We start from the raw sequence: 14424 nt of genomic DNA, 5'->3' as shown, positions 1-14424 counted from the left end.
AAAAAAGAGCCATGCATAAGCATGGCTCGAAATTCAGTTAGCCTTATTCAACGTGCCCATTTCTTTTGCGCGAAGGATTATATGCATGAGACTATCCAGATCTTCACTTGCAATTTTCCCGGATTTTTCTTCTGCCAGTTTGTTATTTAAATCCTCAATCTCTTCTTGTTGAAGTTTGATTGTATGTTCCAGTTTCTCGATGTAATGAATTACTTCTTGTATATGCTTCTTGATAACATTCTCGCCCGTTCCTACTGCGTCGTCCTTCCTCATCGGAATAACACTAGCTATTTTGACCTTCTTCTGAGCAGACCGTTGAATCTTCGCTTCTTTAACGGTATCCTCATATTGTTTTCTAACTGTAGAGTTCCAACGAAATCCACAAGCCGCTGCTGTACGGTCTAAACGCGCTCCAACCTCTTCAAATGCAGCTAGTTGCGTACTCCCAGTTTTAATGTGATCAATCACTGTTTCAGCAAGCAATAAGTCGTCTTCTACAGTCCAGCTATCTTTCCGATCCATTTTGCACCTCCAAGATTAGATACCAGTCTATCCATTTGTGCTTATTTATATGCAATTATCTATGCAAATGAGACATGTAAATAATAATTATCCACGTAATTCCCGTATTTTGATGGCGGTAGGTTTCTTTGTTGGCTATGCATTAAGCAATCATTTTGAATTGCCTTTTCCACTAACGGCCAAGCTAACTTGGCAACAAAATTAAACAAAATAGATTAAACCCTCCTAAATGATGCGAAGCTAAGGATAATAAATAAATTGGGGGGCAGCTTAAAGTGCTGATACGAGAAATTGGAAACCTTGAAATCGAAGAAGTTTCTCTAACTTTGCTCAAAGATTATCTGGCGAGACAGTCGGAGAGATTGAAACCAAGCAGTTTGGGGCATCGTATTCGGTTCGTAAGGTCCATTTTCCGATTTGCATTTGAGGAAGGGCTCATTGCTAAAAATCCAACTTTGAAACTGAGAGAACCAAACGTGGATAAACGGATCCCGAAGTTTTTGATAGAGGAAGATGTTATTCTTCTTAAAATTACCTGTGAAACTCCACGTGAGCATGCACTATTAGAATTCCTCTACTGTACGGGTTGCCGTGTTGGTGAAGTCCACCGATTAAATGTGGAAGATATCAACTGGGAAAACTGCTCCGTAATTGTGAATGGGAAAGGTTCTAAACAATGAGAAGTTTATTTTACGACAGAGTGCAAGGTTTGGTTAAAGAGATACCTTGAGAACCGACAGGATTCATGCAAAGCTCTCTTTGCGACTGGTTCTCTTCCTGTTCGACGAATGACCATATCCACAATACGATATTCTTTAAAAAAGCTTGCACGTCGCGGAGAGGTCGCTGCTAACGTGTACCCCCATCGGTTTCGCCATACATATGCCTGCCACTTGCTTGATAACGGTGCACCATTGGATTTTATTCAGGGGATGCTAGGGCATGAGAAGGCATCCACTACTCAGATATACGCCCAGTTACGTGGAGAACGTAACGTCGAAGAGAATTGTATCGTCGTTACTTTTAGGGGCTTAAGGTACCTTATGACTCAACATTATATTGGGAACTGCTTTATTTCTTAAATGATGCACCAACAGTCGGCTATGAGTGGCTGACTACCCTTGTGGAAATTTTCTGAAATTACGATTGATCATTGAGACCATTTGGACATACGGGATACGTATGTACATTTTGAGTCTCCCTTTTTTATTCCACAACATGGAGGACATTGGATGCCGGAAATAATGCTAAATGTATCAACTTGGATATGTGATCGGAAATGCGGGTTGGATTTGCGTGAATGCAAAGGATGGAGTGGTATCCGTTATTTGGACGATGAACTCACTTGTAAGGTTCGAAAAGCGGTTGACCCGCAGGAATTAAATTCGATCTTGCCATCGACAATGGTGAAAAGTTGGTCGGCAGTTTTTCCACAGGACCGAACGGTCAGCATCGCGTTAATGGCTATAACCTAGGAAGTCATCGTGTTAGCATTAACGGAGCCGAGCTGTTCATTATTCAGTGTTGGTGATCTTTCCTATTTCTTCACTGCCCGGTGTAAAGTGCGAGGTGGTTTGTTAAAAATGCTTATATATCAAGGTTTTTTAAATATTGGAAGCATAATTTTGCCATGGTCAATCGGAAGCATAAGTATGCAAAATCGGCAATTTTATGGGTTAAGTTACAATTATTCATGAAAAATAATGAATTCATTAAGGTTACCCATCACGGCAACAAAACAATTTGGCTGTAAGTATAACCCCAAGAAAATTAAATAAACAGAGGATTAGGCAATTTACATATTCATTTTAAAAGCAAACCAAGTTTAAAAGATTAATTTGTGGGAACACTTGGATGTAATTGAACTAAATAAGTACGATATAAAGGCGGGGAAAACGTTGATAGCTATATCAAGTGATTTATTTCGAATTTAGGAAAGTATTTGACGCTATTTCTGAGTGCCATGAATCCTCAATAATTGGATGTCCTAGCAATCTTTTGTTGACTGGAACCTCAGGCAGGTACTGGAAAATCAACTCTTTTGTCTTTTTACAAAAACAAGTATTTGGAGAAATGTATCAGTGATTCAGTTTTTCCAATACTTTTTTTGAAATTGCCACTTCAGCAAAACCAAGGCAATTAGCCATAAGTCTATTAGAACAAATGGATGTTAATTATCGTAATAATCTCTCTTTTTATCATCAATGACAAACAAAGTTGTTGAGTCAATTACACAACTTGGTATTGAAATGATTATGCTCGATTATATTGAGCATCTTTTCGATGCTACTACTCTAAGAATACATAGAGATTCCGTCGAATGGCTTAGAATTCTACTTGACGCTATACAGGTTTCAGTTATTTTTTCTGGTTTAGAAATTTCTAATAAATTACCAGTTCATAATGAAACATTCGCTAGTAGGATTCTATCTAGGGTAACATTGTCTCCATTAGATGAAGATGAGTATGACATATTTCTTCAAGCAATTGATTCTTGCTTGCCTTTCTCCGAAAAGTCATGTCTTACGGATCAAAAAGCAGCCGAAAAATTGTATCTCACGTCGGGCGGACTCCCAGGTTACACTAAAGAGATAATAATTAAAGCAACTATATTGGCTTTTGAAGAGGACCGACTTACAGAGTGGCACATAAATAAAGCTTGTAATTTGCTTAATAGCTCACAAAATTTTAAAAATAGATTTTGACATGCTAGATGAACAACATCTTATTAGAAGAAAGTCGAAGAAATTCTATTTAATCTAGCATTATAAGTAAATTTCAGTAATTGCATTATTTAAGTACTTAACTGTGACTTTATGAGTCATTAGTTAAGTATTTTTTTGTTTAGGTAGTGAGCGGTAAGCGAAAAACTTTATACACTTTTTTGCATAAATAATGCATAACTTAAAATACGGTTTTTCGCATTATTTATGAAAAGGACGAATTTTTATTCAAATTTACTTTTTCTCTTCTCATTAAATATGAAAAAGCAGATTGATAAATCAACGATTTTCAATCCATTTTTCTCAATAATAATGACGCCACACATTGCTGTACGCCGCGTTCTTTTTTTGCTTGTGTTCGAATGGTGGAATTATGGAGCCTATTAGGCCATCACAATCAACAATCATCAAGCATCAGGTCTACTGCTCCCGCCCTTATTATGCCGCCAGTTTCGCGGGGGATCCGACTGGGACGGGTTCGGCTGGTTTTAAAAATTTGACCAGTCCTTTAAAAAAGAATACCATGAATAAATTTGGTACAGAATCAGAATCGCAGTTAGAACAATTCCCCCAATCAAGATCTGTTTTTTAGTCATCATTTCCCTCCTAAACCATCGTAGTCACTTCTATATTCTACAAAGCTTTTTTATGTTATTTTTATCCATGATAAGGTAGGGGAATCGATTTTTCAAAGTTTCATACTAACGGGGGATTGGACATGCGCCAAATAAGAATTGTATTAACCGGTTTTGGCACCGTAGGCCGAGAATTTATTCGTCTTATAAAAGAGAAATCCGAAAGGATTAAAGAGAACTACAATCTTGAATTACGGCTGGTAGCGGTAGGAGGACGGGATGGTTTTATTGGTTCGGAGGAAGGACTACGCCTCGATAGTCTGTCTGAAGCCAGGCCGGGGTCCCAATCGCTAGCGGATTATGCTCGAAACTTTCACATGCCACTTACGACCCGTTATGGGAAAGCGGATGTATTGGTAGAAGCTGCCCCTACGGATGTAGAGAGGGGCGAGCCGGGTTTTACCCACATCATGACAGCATTCCGTAATCGGATGGATGTTATAGCCATTTCCAAAGGTGCGCTTGTGGCACGGTATGATACGGTTTTCGAGGCGGCCAAAGCCAACAAGGTGAGAGTAAAATATAGCGGGGCAACGGCCGCCGCCTTGCCAACAAAGGATATTGGTGAAATCAGTTTAGCCGGCAGCGAAATCGTGGGGATCGAAGGGATCCTTAACGGGACGACTAATTATATCTTAACCCGCATGCAGGAAGATGGTCTTTCTTTTGAAGAAGCCTTGCTAACGGCCCAGCAGAAGGGCATCGCGGAAACCAATCCGGATTTGGATGTAAAAGGGATCGATAGTGCTTGTAAAATTCTCTTATTATCTAATGATTTACTTGGCACTCATTATTCGCTGAAGGATCTGTCGATCCAGGGGATTGATCAAGTAACCAAAGAGCAAATAGCTGGAGCTAAAGGAAGAGGGATGAAATACAAGCTTCTTGCCAGAGCACATAAACAGGAGGGGAACGTTCACATTAGCATCGCTCCTATGGAAATCGGTCCCGGTCATCTGTTGGCCGCCGTTGACGATACCAATAAAGGTATCGTTTTCCAAACGGATACCATGGGGGAAGTTTGTGTGCTGGGGGGTTCCTCCAGTCCTCGAGGGGCAGCTGCAGCGGCATTGAAAGATCTAATCAATTTGTATCGGGATCATTAAACCTTTTAAATAAAAGGAAAAAGATTGAGATGTTGTACGGAGAAAGGATTTTGAGGAGCAGCATGGAAGTATTCTTTCAGGAACGCCATGGTTCGACATCCAGCGGCGAGGCCGGAAGTCCGCTTGTCTTATCCGCAGCCGCCGCTTAAGCTGGCCAGCTTTATTTTATCAGAGAAAGGAGTAATCAGCGGTCCCGAAAGGTGGATTTAGCTGGTGATCGAGAACAATGAATATTCTCCTTTTGATCACTGACCAGCAAAGAGCCGACACGATTGAGAAAAGCACCGTATGTCGAACCCCAAACCTCGATCTTTTAGCAAAATCAGGGGTGCGTTTTACTCGCGCTTACACTCCTAATCCGATCTGTTCGCCAGCAAGGGCCAGCCTGATGACAGGTCTCTATCCGAGCCGCCACGGCATGGTCGATGTGACGCATAATGTGCCCAGCTACCGCGCAGACCTTCAGCCCGGCTTTCCGATGTGGTCGCAGGTTTTGAAGCAGGCCGGCTATCATACGGGCTATTTTGGCAAATGGCATATTGAACGCTCGGATAACCCTCATGCCTTCGGATTCGACATCTCCCTTTCCTGTCAATCGGAAGAATATATCAAGTACCGCGAATCGCTGGGTCTTCCGAGAAAGCCACACCTTCTGCATCAGCATACTCTTGTTAAACAGGGATATCATTCGGTCGTGCATTACGGTATTTGCGATGAGCCTGCAGAAGCTTCCGAACCTTATTTTCTCTACAGCAAGGGAATCGAATTTATAAGAAGTCAGCAAGACCGGTCTGCACCTTGGGCCGCCGTCATCAGCGTGAAGGAGCCGCACGACCCGTATATAGCGGCAAAATCTTTTTTTGACTCCTATCGACAAGAGGATATTCTACTTCCGTCCAGCCGCCGGGATCCGTTAACGGATAAACCCCGTATCCTGAGAAGATTGCAGTCGGTATGGGAGCCCCTCTCGGATGATCAAATAAAAGAAGCCATAGCTTGTTATTATGCGATGTGCACGCTCGTCGACGAACAGGTAGGCAGAATCATACAGGCTTTGAAGGAAACGGACCAGCTTGAGAACACGCTCATTGTTTATACATCGGATCACGGGGATATGTTAGGGGACCATGGCTTGTTTCTAAAGGGAGTCACTCCTTACGAGGAGGTTTACCGAATTCCCTTGATCCTAGCCGGAGCCGGCGTTAAATCGCCGGGAAGAGTCTCATCGGCGGTTGTCAGTCTGGTTGATCTTGCCCCGACGATAATCGAGACGGCGGAACTGCAGGAAATGGATGGCCAGGGGCGCTCTCTTGTGCCGCTTCTTCGAGAGGAAATCGGCCACGAGGAAGTGTCTGCGTATTGGCAGGAGGGATACGCGGAATTTTTCGGCCAGCGGCTCGGCTACAGCCAGCGTCTCGTATGGTTTGACCGGTATAAATACGTGTTCAACGGCTTCGACTTTGATGAACTTTATGACTTATGCGCCGATCCGGACGAGATGAACAACCTTGCCGGCCTGGAGGAGTATGAGCCCATACTGAAAGCAATGGTAAGCCGAATGTGGAGCCGGGTGCATCGCTTGGGAGACCACTCTTTAGGTGAAACTCACTATGGAATGTTCCGTTTTCTCCCCATTGGACCGAACGGGCCGGGAGAGACCGGAATGTGTTAATTTTACATAAAGATCGCCTGCACCGCCCATTGCGAATTAGCGGTGTCAGGCGATTTTTCATTACGGGATATATTCGTTCACTTCTTTGGCTTGTAACCAGGCTGGGGTGAATTCCTTGATCTTCTTAATAAGATTCTCTTTCAAGATCAACGGGCTCCGTTTCGCCCCGCCAGCATCAAGGCGAGCGGCAGGATGAGCGCACTGGCGGCGGCAAGCACATATAGAGAAATGGTAAACGCGTCGGGATAGGCGGAGACCGAACCGGTGCGGGCTTCTAGAGCGCTAAGCCAAACGATGCCGATCAGGGCGATTCCGACCGTAGAGGCGATCTGTATGCTGGTTGTCATGACACCGGATGCGGAGCCGATGTCCGTTGTGCGGATTTTCGCCAAAACGATATTAGTCAGTGGCGCGGCGACGAAGCCTTGACCGATGCCGAGCGCAGCTAGAGCCGGGAACCACACGCCGATATCGGATGAAACTCCGGTCGTTCGGACCGCCCAGCTAAGCAGCAGGTAACCGGCTGTCGTCAAGATGGAACCGAAGGTCAGCACGTGGGCTCCAAGCTTCGCAGCGACTCGGGAAGAGAACAGCGATGCGAGGAAATAGCCCATTCCCATTGACCCGATTACAAGACCTGCCTGCAGAGCCGAGAAATGAAGTCCAAGCTGAAGCATGTAGGCGGCGACAAGGAAGAAGGCGCCCTGCGACGACATCAACAGCAGCACGATGAGAATGCCGGACGTAAACACCTTATGTCTAAAGAGATCGACATTCATAAAGGGGAGCTGGCCGCGGCGCAGCAGTCGCCGTTCGTACCAGGCGAACAAAACCAACACAGGGGCCGACAAGAGCAAGCTGACGACGAGACCGGCGGGCCATCCTTCACGCTGTCCCTGCACGAGCGGATAGACGAGCATCAACAAGCCGGCAGCGGCGAGTGCGGCTCCCATCCAATCCTGTCCGGCACGATCCGGCGAGCCGGATTCCGGAATAAACGGGATCAGGGTTAGGATTAAAGCCCCGACCAGGACACTGATCAGGAACACCGCCCTCCAATCCAGATCCCACAGATTCATGCGGAGCAGCATCCCGCCGATTATCTGCCCGGCCGTCGCCGCGATTCCCTGGGTCGCTCCATACATGCCGAAGATCGCACCTCGACGTTCCGGAGTATAATTGGCTTGAATGAGGGATAAAACCTGCGGCATAAACAGAGCGGCGCCGACGCCCTGCAAGACGCGCGACGCAATGAGCATAGGGACTTGGGCAGACAGGCCGCATAACAGAGAAGCGATCGTGAATAAGGCCACTCCAATGAACAGCATTTTCCGGCGTCCAAACCGATCGCCCAGCCGGGCACCGATAATCAACAGCACGGCGAACGTCAGAGTATACCCGGTAAGCAGGAATTGTACATCGGCGAAGCTGGCTCCGAGCCCTTTCTGGATCGAAGGCGTGGCTACGTTCACGATAAACACGTTCGACACTGCCATAAATACAGGCAAAAGCAGAGCCGGCAGCATCAGACGCGATCTGCGTTCGTCTCCTTTGGAGACGGGGACGCGAGTCCGCACCAACTGGGCGGAAGCGTCCGAAAGTGAATTGGACATAGAATGTTCCCCTTTCTCATTACTCGCTCGATTGACAGGAGGCGAGAGAATTTCATACAATGGGGGAGACAGGTCTGTCTCTTTATGATGAAATGATACAGACAGATCTGTCTGGCGTCAACACAATTTTTTCCAACCTATAGAGGAGGGGTCGGGGATGAATAAAGAATCTGCTAGAGATCGTATACTGCGGGTCGCCTCCGAATTGTTTTACATGGAGGGCATACGGGCGGTCGGCATCGATCGGATTATCAAGGAATCCGGCGTTGCCAAGGCAAGCTTCTATCGAAACTTCGCGACGAAGGATGATCTGGCGGTTGCTTATCTCGAATCCCGAGATGAACTAAAAGTAGAAAAGCTGGAAAAACTGAGGCAACTGTATCCGGGCGACCCTAAGGAACAGCTCGTCACCCTTATTCACGACGTGACCGAAAAGATGGGGAAGCCGGATTACCGGGGGTGTCCGTTCTTGAACGCAGCAGTCGAATTCCCGGATCCGGATCACCCCGCACACGTTAAATTGCTGGACATTCAGAGGAGCTTCTGGTCTCGGGTTCAAGAGCTTGCAAGGGAAAGCGGGGTACGTCAGCCCAAGGAGCTGGCTGCGCAGCTGAGGATGTTGTATGACGGATTCGTCATGAAGAGTTACCTGGATAAGACCGATTATGATCCGGAGTCTTTCCGGAAGGCCGCGGAGCTGCTCTTGGAGAAGCAGCTCGCTCCGGACAACCATCGCGGGTAACGGAAGGTATTCATTTCGCGGGACATGGTTAAGGATATAACGAAGGTAGAAGAGACATGACGAGGGATATGCCAGCCAAAATAAAAACGGCTAAACCGGAACAATAGGTTAGCCGTTTTTATTTTGCTGCTGGAGGTACCTGGCTCCGTACAAAAATGGATGGAAAAATCTTCTTGACATATAGGGTAGGGGGCTATACTATTTTTATTGAAGTCGAATTCCATTCAATAGTTCAGCAAGGGAGGAAATCAAACATGTCAACGCAAGCAAATGCAATTGCAGCGCCGGATGCACGAAGATGGAAAGCCTTATTTTTGCTTTGTCTCGCACAATTCATGGTGATTATGGATACATCCATTATTGGGGTGGCGCTTCCGGCCATCAAGGAAGCGCTCGGCTATTCTCAAGATAGCCTCCAATGGATTTTCAACGCCTATGTCATCTTCCTGGGGGGCTTCATGCTCCTTGGCGGACGCCTATCTGATCTGTTTGGCCAGCGAAGAATGTTCATGCTGGGATTTTTCATTCTTTCCATGGCTTCTTTGCTGGCCGGTCTTGCCTGGTCGGAGGCAGCGATGAATGCCGGTAGAGCCCTGCAGGGTCTAGGATCGGCGTTCATTTTGCCTGCCGCGCTAACGATTGTGATGATTTTATTCAGTCATAACCCGAAAGAACGGAATAAGGCGCTCGGTTATTGGGGAGCCTCAGCGGCAGCTGGCGGTACGGCAGGTGTGTTTCTTGGCGGTGTCATTACCGAATGGCTCAGCTGGAACTGGACATTCCTCATCAATATCCCGGTAGGGATATTCGCACTGATTTATAGCATGAGGGTCCTTCCAGCCGGAGAACGTCAGATGGGGAGCGTTGATGTTATCGGATCGCTGGCGATCACAGCGGCGCTTATCCTCGCTGTTTATGCTATTGTTACGGCTGAGCAAGTTGGATGGGGATCCGTCCAGACGCTTACCTTGCTTCTCATTGCCGCGTTGCTGTTACTCGTATTCTTTGTGATTCAAAAAGTAAAAAGAGAGCCTCTTATCCCGCTTGGCATATTTGCCGCGCCGAACTTACTTGCCGGCAACCTTGCTTTTGGCCTGCTGGCAGGTGCATGGATTCCGTTATGGTTCTTCTTGAATTTGTATTTGCAGCAAGTATTGCGGTTCTCAGCATTTGCTGGCGGCGTAGCACTTGTCCCCATGACGGTTCTCGTCATGGTTGTCATGATCGGATTAACGGGGCGTTTAGTCGGACGATTTGGTTTTAAAAGCATTCTGGTTATTGGGTTTCTTGCTTTGACAGGCTCTCTGTTCCTGTTAGCCGGCTATACGCCGATCCATGGGAGCTTTGTGGCGAATGTACTTCCAGCGTCTTTGCTGGGTGCATTGGGAATGGCGCTTGCCTTCATCCCCGGCACTATTGCTTCGATGTCAGGGGCAAAGCCGGAAGAAACGGGCCTAGCATCAGGGATCGCCAATACAAGCTATCAGATCGGTTCGGCGATTGGTCTTGCCATTATGTCTGCAGTGGCAGCCTCCTGGACAGGCGGGCAGCTTGAAAAAGGGGCAGAGCAAATCGCCGCACTGAATACCGGCTTCCATGCGGCGTTCATCGGGGCGGCGATCGCTTCAGTCGCAGGCGCGCTCCTTGCACTGCTTTTCTTGCGGAAACCGAAGCAATAAGAAATCGACGTTGATGATTTAGCCTTGGCTGGGTCACTTTTTGTTTTCTTTGTATAGGGTAGGGGGGCTATGGTATAATAGGAGGTGAGAAAAAGGAGTGATTTGGATGGAGGAACTTACGCAAGATAATGCCCAGACGCCTACCCACGATTCGTGCTGCACGAACGGGCGGCAAAGTCACCATTCTGAAAAAACGAAAAACAATTTGATAAACCGCCTAAACCGAATCGAAGGTCAGGTTCGGGGGCTTAAAGGTTTGATTGAGAAGGATACTTACTGCGACAATGTGCTAAATCAAATTTCATCGGTCCAGTCCGCATTGAACGGTGTAGGAAAACTTCTTTTGGAGCACCATATGAAGAGTTGTGTGATCGAGCGTATTCAAGACGGGGAGAACGAAGTGATTGACGAACTCCTAGTCACCATTAATAAGCTTATGAAATAAGGATTGCCTGGAATTTGAAGTGCACCCCGTCATGTAGACAGTACAAATATTAAAAGTCAGTTAAGCGGCTTTGGTCCTGAATTCCATCGGACTAAGGCCGTTTAGTTTTCTCATGGTGAATTTTCTAGTCTGCGCATGAGAATCCCTTTTGTTTGGATTCAAATATAGGGATGGGGGGTAATGTAAATATGTGTTGACGGAAATAGTATAGGGGGGTATGCTATATACCAAGGAGGTGCTGACGATGGACGTTATGGAAGTGAAGGTTGAAGAAGCATGTTGCCCGTCCGATAATGGCCGAAGAAGTCACCATTCCCTAGCCGTAAAATCGGACCTGACCGTTCGCCTAAATCGTCTTGAAGGGCAAATTCGCGGTGTGAAAGGTCTCATTGCTAAAGACACTTATTGCGATCAGGTGTTAAATCAGATCGCTGCCATCCAAGCTGCACTGAACAGCGTGCGAAAAGTTCTTTTGACAGGACATCTTAAAGAGTGTGTGGTAGAGCGCATCCAACAAGGCGATGCCGAAGTCGTAGATGAGCTGCTGCAAACCATTCAAAAGCTGATGAAATAATCACCAATAAACAGTTAAAGGAGAAATGAATCCATGAAAAAGGTAACGTTGAAAGTTGAAGGTATGTCTTGCGAACACTGTGTCAATTCGATTGAAGGGGCTTTGAAAACAATCGGGGCAAGCGGCAAAGTCGATCTCTCGGGCGGAACGGTAGCTGTAGCGTACGATGAAAGCCAACTGACGCTCGCTGCCATTAAGGAAGCCATTGAAGAACAAGGATACGACGTGGTTTAACGAAACGGAAAAAAATCGAGGTGTTCGTGATGGAAGCAGCCAGACTGGAAACGGAGCAAACATCCCTGCAATTAACCGGTATGACATGCGCCACTTGCGCAAACCGGATTGAGAAGGGACTCCATAAACTCGAAGGGGTGACGAAAGCGAACGTGAACTTTGCCCTGGAACGGGCGACGGTTACGTACGATCCGAAAAAAGTAAATCTCGCGCAAATGGAACAAAGCATTCAGAAACTCGGCTACGGTACGGCAAAAAAAGTCGTCGATTTCAAACTGGAAGGCATGACCTGCGCGGCTTGCGCGAATAAGATCGAGAATGGCCTTGGCAAATTGCCCGGCGTCACGAACGCTTCCGTTAACTTTGCTATGGAAACCGCACGGGTCGAATACAACGCGGCCGATGTATCTATCGCCGATATGCAGCAGCGCGTGGAAAAGCTGGGCTATAAAGCGATACCGAAGCAAGACGAAGCCAATCATTCGGAGCATCGCGAGAAAGCCATTTCGCAACAAAAGCGCAAGCTGCTGATCTCCGCCGTCCTTTCGCTGCCGCTGCTCTGGTCCATGGTCAGTCACTTTTCGTTCTTATCCTGGATCTGGATGCCGGAACTTTTCATGAATCCGTGGTTTCAATTGGCGTTGGCTACACCCGTTCAATTTTACATTGGCAAACAGTTCTATGTGGGCGCGTTCAAAGCGTTGCGGAATAAGAGCGCCAATATGGACGTACTCGTCTCGCTCGGAACGTCGGCTGCGTATTTCTACAGCTTATACTTAACCATTGAATGGGCCTCAATGGGCAGCATGGCGCATCACGGTCCATCGATGTACTACGAAACGAGCGCGGTCCTGATCACTCTCGTTATTCTCGGGAAGCTTTTCGAGTCGCTGGCTAAAGGCCGTACATCCGAGGCGATCAAAACGCTGATGGGCCTTCAGGCGAAAACGGCTCTCGTTGTTCGGAATGGGCAGGAAATGACGATTCCGGTCGAAAACGTACTTGTCGGCGATATCGTGGTGGTGAAACCGGGGGAGAAGATTCCGGTAGATGGGGAAGTCCTGGAAGGCAGCTCTTCGGTCGATGAATCGATGCTAACCGGCGAAAGCATCCCGGTCGAGAAAAAAGCCGGAGACAGCGTGATCGGTGCTACCGTCAACAAAAACGGCAGATTGAGCTTGAAAGCGACCAAAGTGGGCAAGGAAACCGCCCTTGCCCAAATCATTAAAGTCGTGGAAGAAGCGCAAGGCTCGAAAGCGCCTATTCAACGGGTAGCGGATGTCATTTCCGGAATCTTCGTACCGATCGTCGTAGGGATTGCGGTTGCTGCATTTCTCGTTTGGTACTTCTGGGTTACCCCGGGCGATTTCGCAAATGCGCTGGAGAAAGGGATTGCCATCCTGGTCATCGCCTGCCCTTGCGCACTGGGGCTTGCTACACCGACATCGATTATGGCGGGTTCCGGCCGAGCCGCGGAGCTTGGCGTGCTGTTCAAAGGCGGCGAGCATTTGGAATCCACGCACAAGATCGATACGATCATTCTCGACAAAACCGGCACCGTAACGAAAGGTAAACCGGAACTTACGGATGTTGCCTCCGCGCATACGGAAGAACATGCCTTTCTACGCTTGGTTGGCGCTGCCGAGAAGGACTCCGAGCATCCGCTTGCGGAAGCAATCGTTGCCGGAATCCGGGCCAAAGGCATCGAGCTTCCGGCAACCGATCAGTTCGAGGCGATTCCAGGGTTTGGGATCCGTGCCGTCGTCGAAGGCAAAGAGGTTCTGGCCGGTACGCGCAAGCTGATGGCGAAATATGACGTTTCGGTGGAACAGGAGCTTGACCGGATGACGCAGCTTGAAGAAGATGGAAAAACGGCGATGCTGATTGCGGTTGACGGAGCGTATGCGGGTCTCGTCGCGGTAGCCGATACGATTAAAGATACGTCGAAAGAGGCTATAACGCGACTGAAAGAAATGGGTATTGAGGTCATCATGATCACGGGTGACAACGAACGCACCGCACGGGCGATTGCGGGGCAAGTCGGCATCGATCATGTTCGCGCCGAAGTGCTTCCGGAAGGCAAAGCGGAAGAAGTGAAGAGGCTGCAAGCCCAGGGCAAGAAGGTGGCGATGGTCGGCGACGGTATCAATGACGCCCCCGCGCTGGCGATGGCAGATATCGGCATGGCGATCGGTACCGGTACGGACGTGGCTATGGAGGCTGCCGACGTCACCCTGATGCGCGGCGATCTGACGAGCATACCGGATGCGATCTACATGAGCCGCAAGACGATGAGTAACATCCGCCAAAACCTCTTCTGGGCACTCGGCTACAACACCCTCGGTATTCCGATTGCCGCGATTGGACTGCTGGCCCCTTGGGTTGCGGGCGCGGCGATGGCGCTCAGTTCGGTGTCCGTCGTCCTTAACGCTTTGCGGCTGCAGCGTGTCAAGGTTCGCTCTGTATCCTAGAACTCGTA

General features: G+C 47.8%; 11 protein-coding genes and 1 pseudogene. 10 read left to right on the top strand and 2 right to left on the bottom strand.

The window, feature by feature from the left end:
- Positions 1–33 precede the first annotated feature (33 nt).
- Positions 34–522, bottom strand: coding sequence for an RsfA family transcriptional regulator (locus tag MJA45_RS18480; protein ID WP_315603380.1), 489 nt, complete (start codon positions 520–522; stop codon positions 34–36).
- Between the two features lie 275 nt (positions 523–797).
- Between MJA45_RS18480 and MJA45_RS18475 the strand changes: the two are divergent.
- From MJA45_RS18475 to MJA45_RS18460, 4 genes and pseudogenes are all read left to right on the top strand, one after another.
- Positions 798–1604 (top strand): annotated as a pseudogene (locus tag MJA45_RS18475) (tyrosine-type recombinase/integrase).
- A gap of 1122 nt (positions 1605–2726) precedes the next feature.
- Entirely contained in the window at positions 2727–3227 is a 501-nt protein-coding gene (locus MJA45_RS18470; protein ID WP_315603379.1) for a hypothetical protein, read from the top strand.
- 736 nt (positions 3228–3963) lie between these two features.
- Complete coding sequence (locus tag MJA45_RS18465) at positions 3964–4986, top strand: homoserine dehydrogenase (RefSeq protein WP_315603378.1); 1023 nt, start codon at positions 3964–3966, stop codon at positions 4984–4986.
- Between the two features lie 226 nt (positions 4987–5212).
- Complete coding sequence (locus MJA45_RS18460; RefSeq protein WP_315603377.1) at positions 5213–6658, top strand: sulfatase family protein; 1446 nt, start codon at positions 5213–5215, stop codon at positions 6656–6658.
- A 146-nt stretch (positions 6659–6804) separates the two neighbouring features.
- Here the strand turns inward: MJA45_RS18460 and MJA45_RS18455 are convergent, their stop codons facing one another.
- Positions 6805–8271 (bottom strand): MFS transporter, encoded by a 1467-nt coding sequence (locus tag MJA45_RS18455; RefSeq protein WP_315603376.1) that lies wholly within the window; start codon positions 8269–8271, stop codon positions 6805–6807.
- 157 nt (positions 8272–8428) lie between these two features.
- Here MJA45_RS18455 and MJA45_RS18450 point away from each other — a divergent pair, with 157 nt between their 5' ends.
- The 6 genes from MJA45_RS18450 to MJA45_RS18425 all read left to right on the top strand — a co-directional run bounded on the left by MJA45_RS18450 (position 8429) and on the right by MJA45_RS18425 (position 14416).
- Positions 8429–9013 (top strand): TetR/AcrR family transcriptional regulator, encoded by a 585-nt coding sequence (locus MJA45_RS18450; RefSeq protein ID WP_315603375.1) that lies wholly within the window; start codon positions 8429–8431, stop codon positions 9011–9013.
- 254 nt (positions 9014–9267) lie between these two features.
- Complete coding sequence (locus MJA45_RS18445; RefSeq protein WP_315603374.1) at positions 9268–10692, top strand: MFS transporter; 1425 nt, start codon at positions 9268–9270, stop codon at positions 10690–10692.
- 106 nt (positions 10693–10798) lie between these two features.
- Positions 10799–11137, top strand: coding sequence for a metal-sensitive transcriptional regulator (locus MJA45_RS18440; protein ID WP_315603373.1), 339 nt, complete (start codon positions 10799–10801; stop codon positions 11135–11137).
- Between the two features lie 244 nt (positions 11138–11381).
- Positions 11382–11711, top strand: a complete 330-nt coding sequence (locus MJA45_RS18435; protein WP_315603372.1) for a metal-sensitive transcriptional regulator — start codon at positions 11382–11384, stop codon at positions 11709–11711.
- Positions 11712–11744: 33 nt separating this feature from the next.
- Positions 11745–11945: a cation transporter gene (locus tag MJA45_RS18430; RefSeq protein WP_315603371.1), complete on the top strand. Its 201-nt coding sequence runs from the start codon at positions 11745–11747 to the stop codon at positions 11943–11945.
- 29 nt (positions 11946–11974) lie between these two features.
- Positions 11975–14416, top strand: a complete 2442-nt coding sequence (locus tag MJA45_RS18425) for a heavy metal translocating P-type ATPase (protein WP_315603370.1) — start codon at positions 11975–11977, stop codon at positions 14414–14416.
- The last annotated feature ends 8 nt before the right edge of the window (positions 14417–14424 follow it).

Source organism: Paenibacillus aurantius, from assembly GCF_032268605.1.
GTDB lineage: Bacteria > Bacillota > Bacilli > Paenibacillales > NBRC-103111 > Paenibacillus_AO > Paenibacillus_AO aurantius.
The sequence above is the reverse complement of the archived record's forward strand: the minus strand, read 5'-3'. Positions and strand labels throughout refer to the sequence as shown.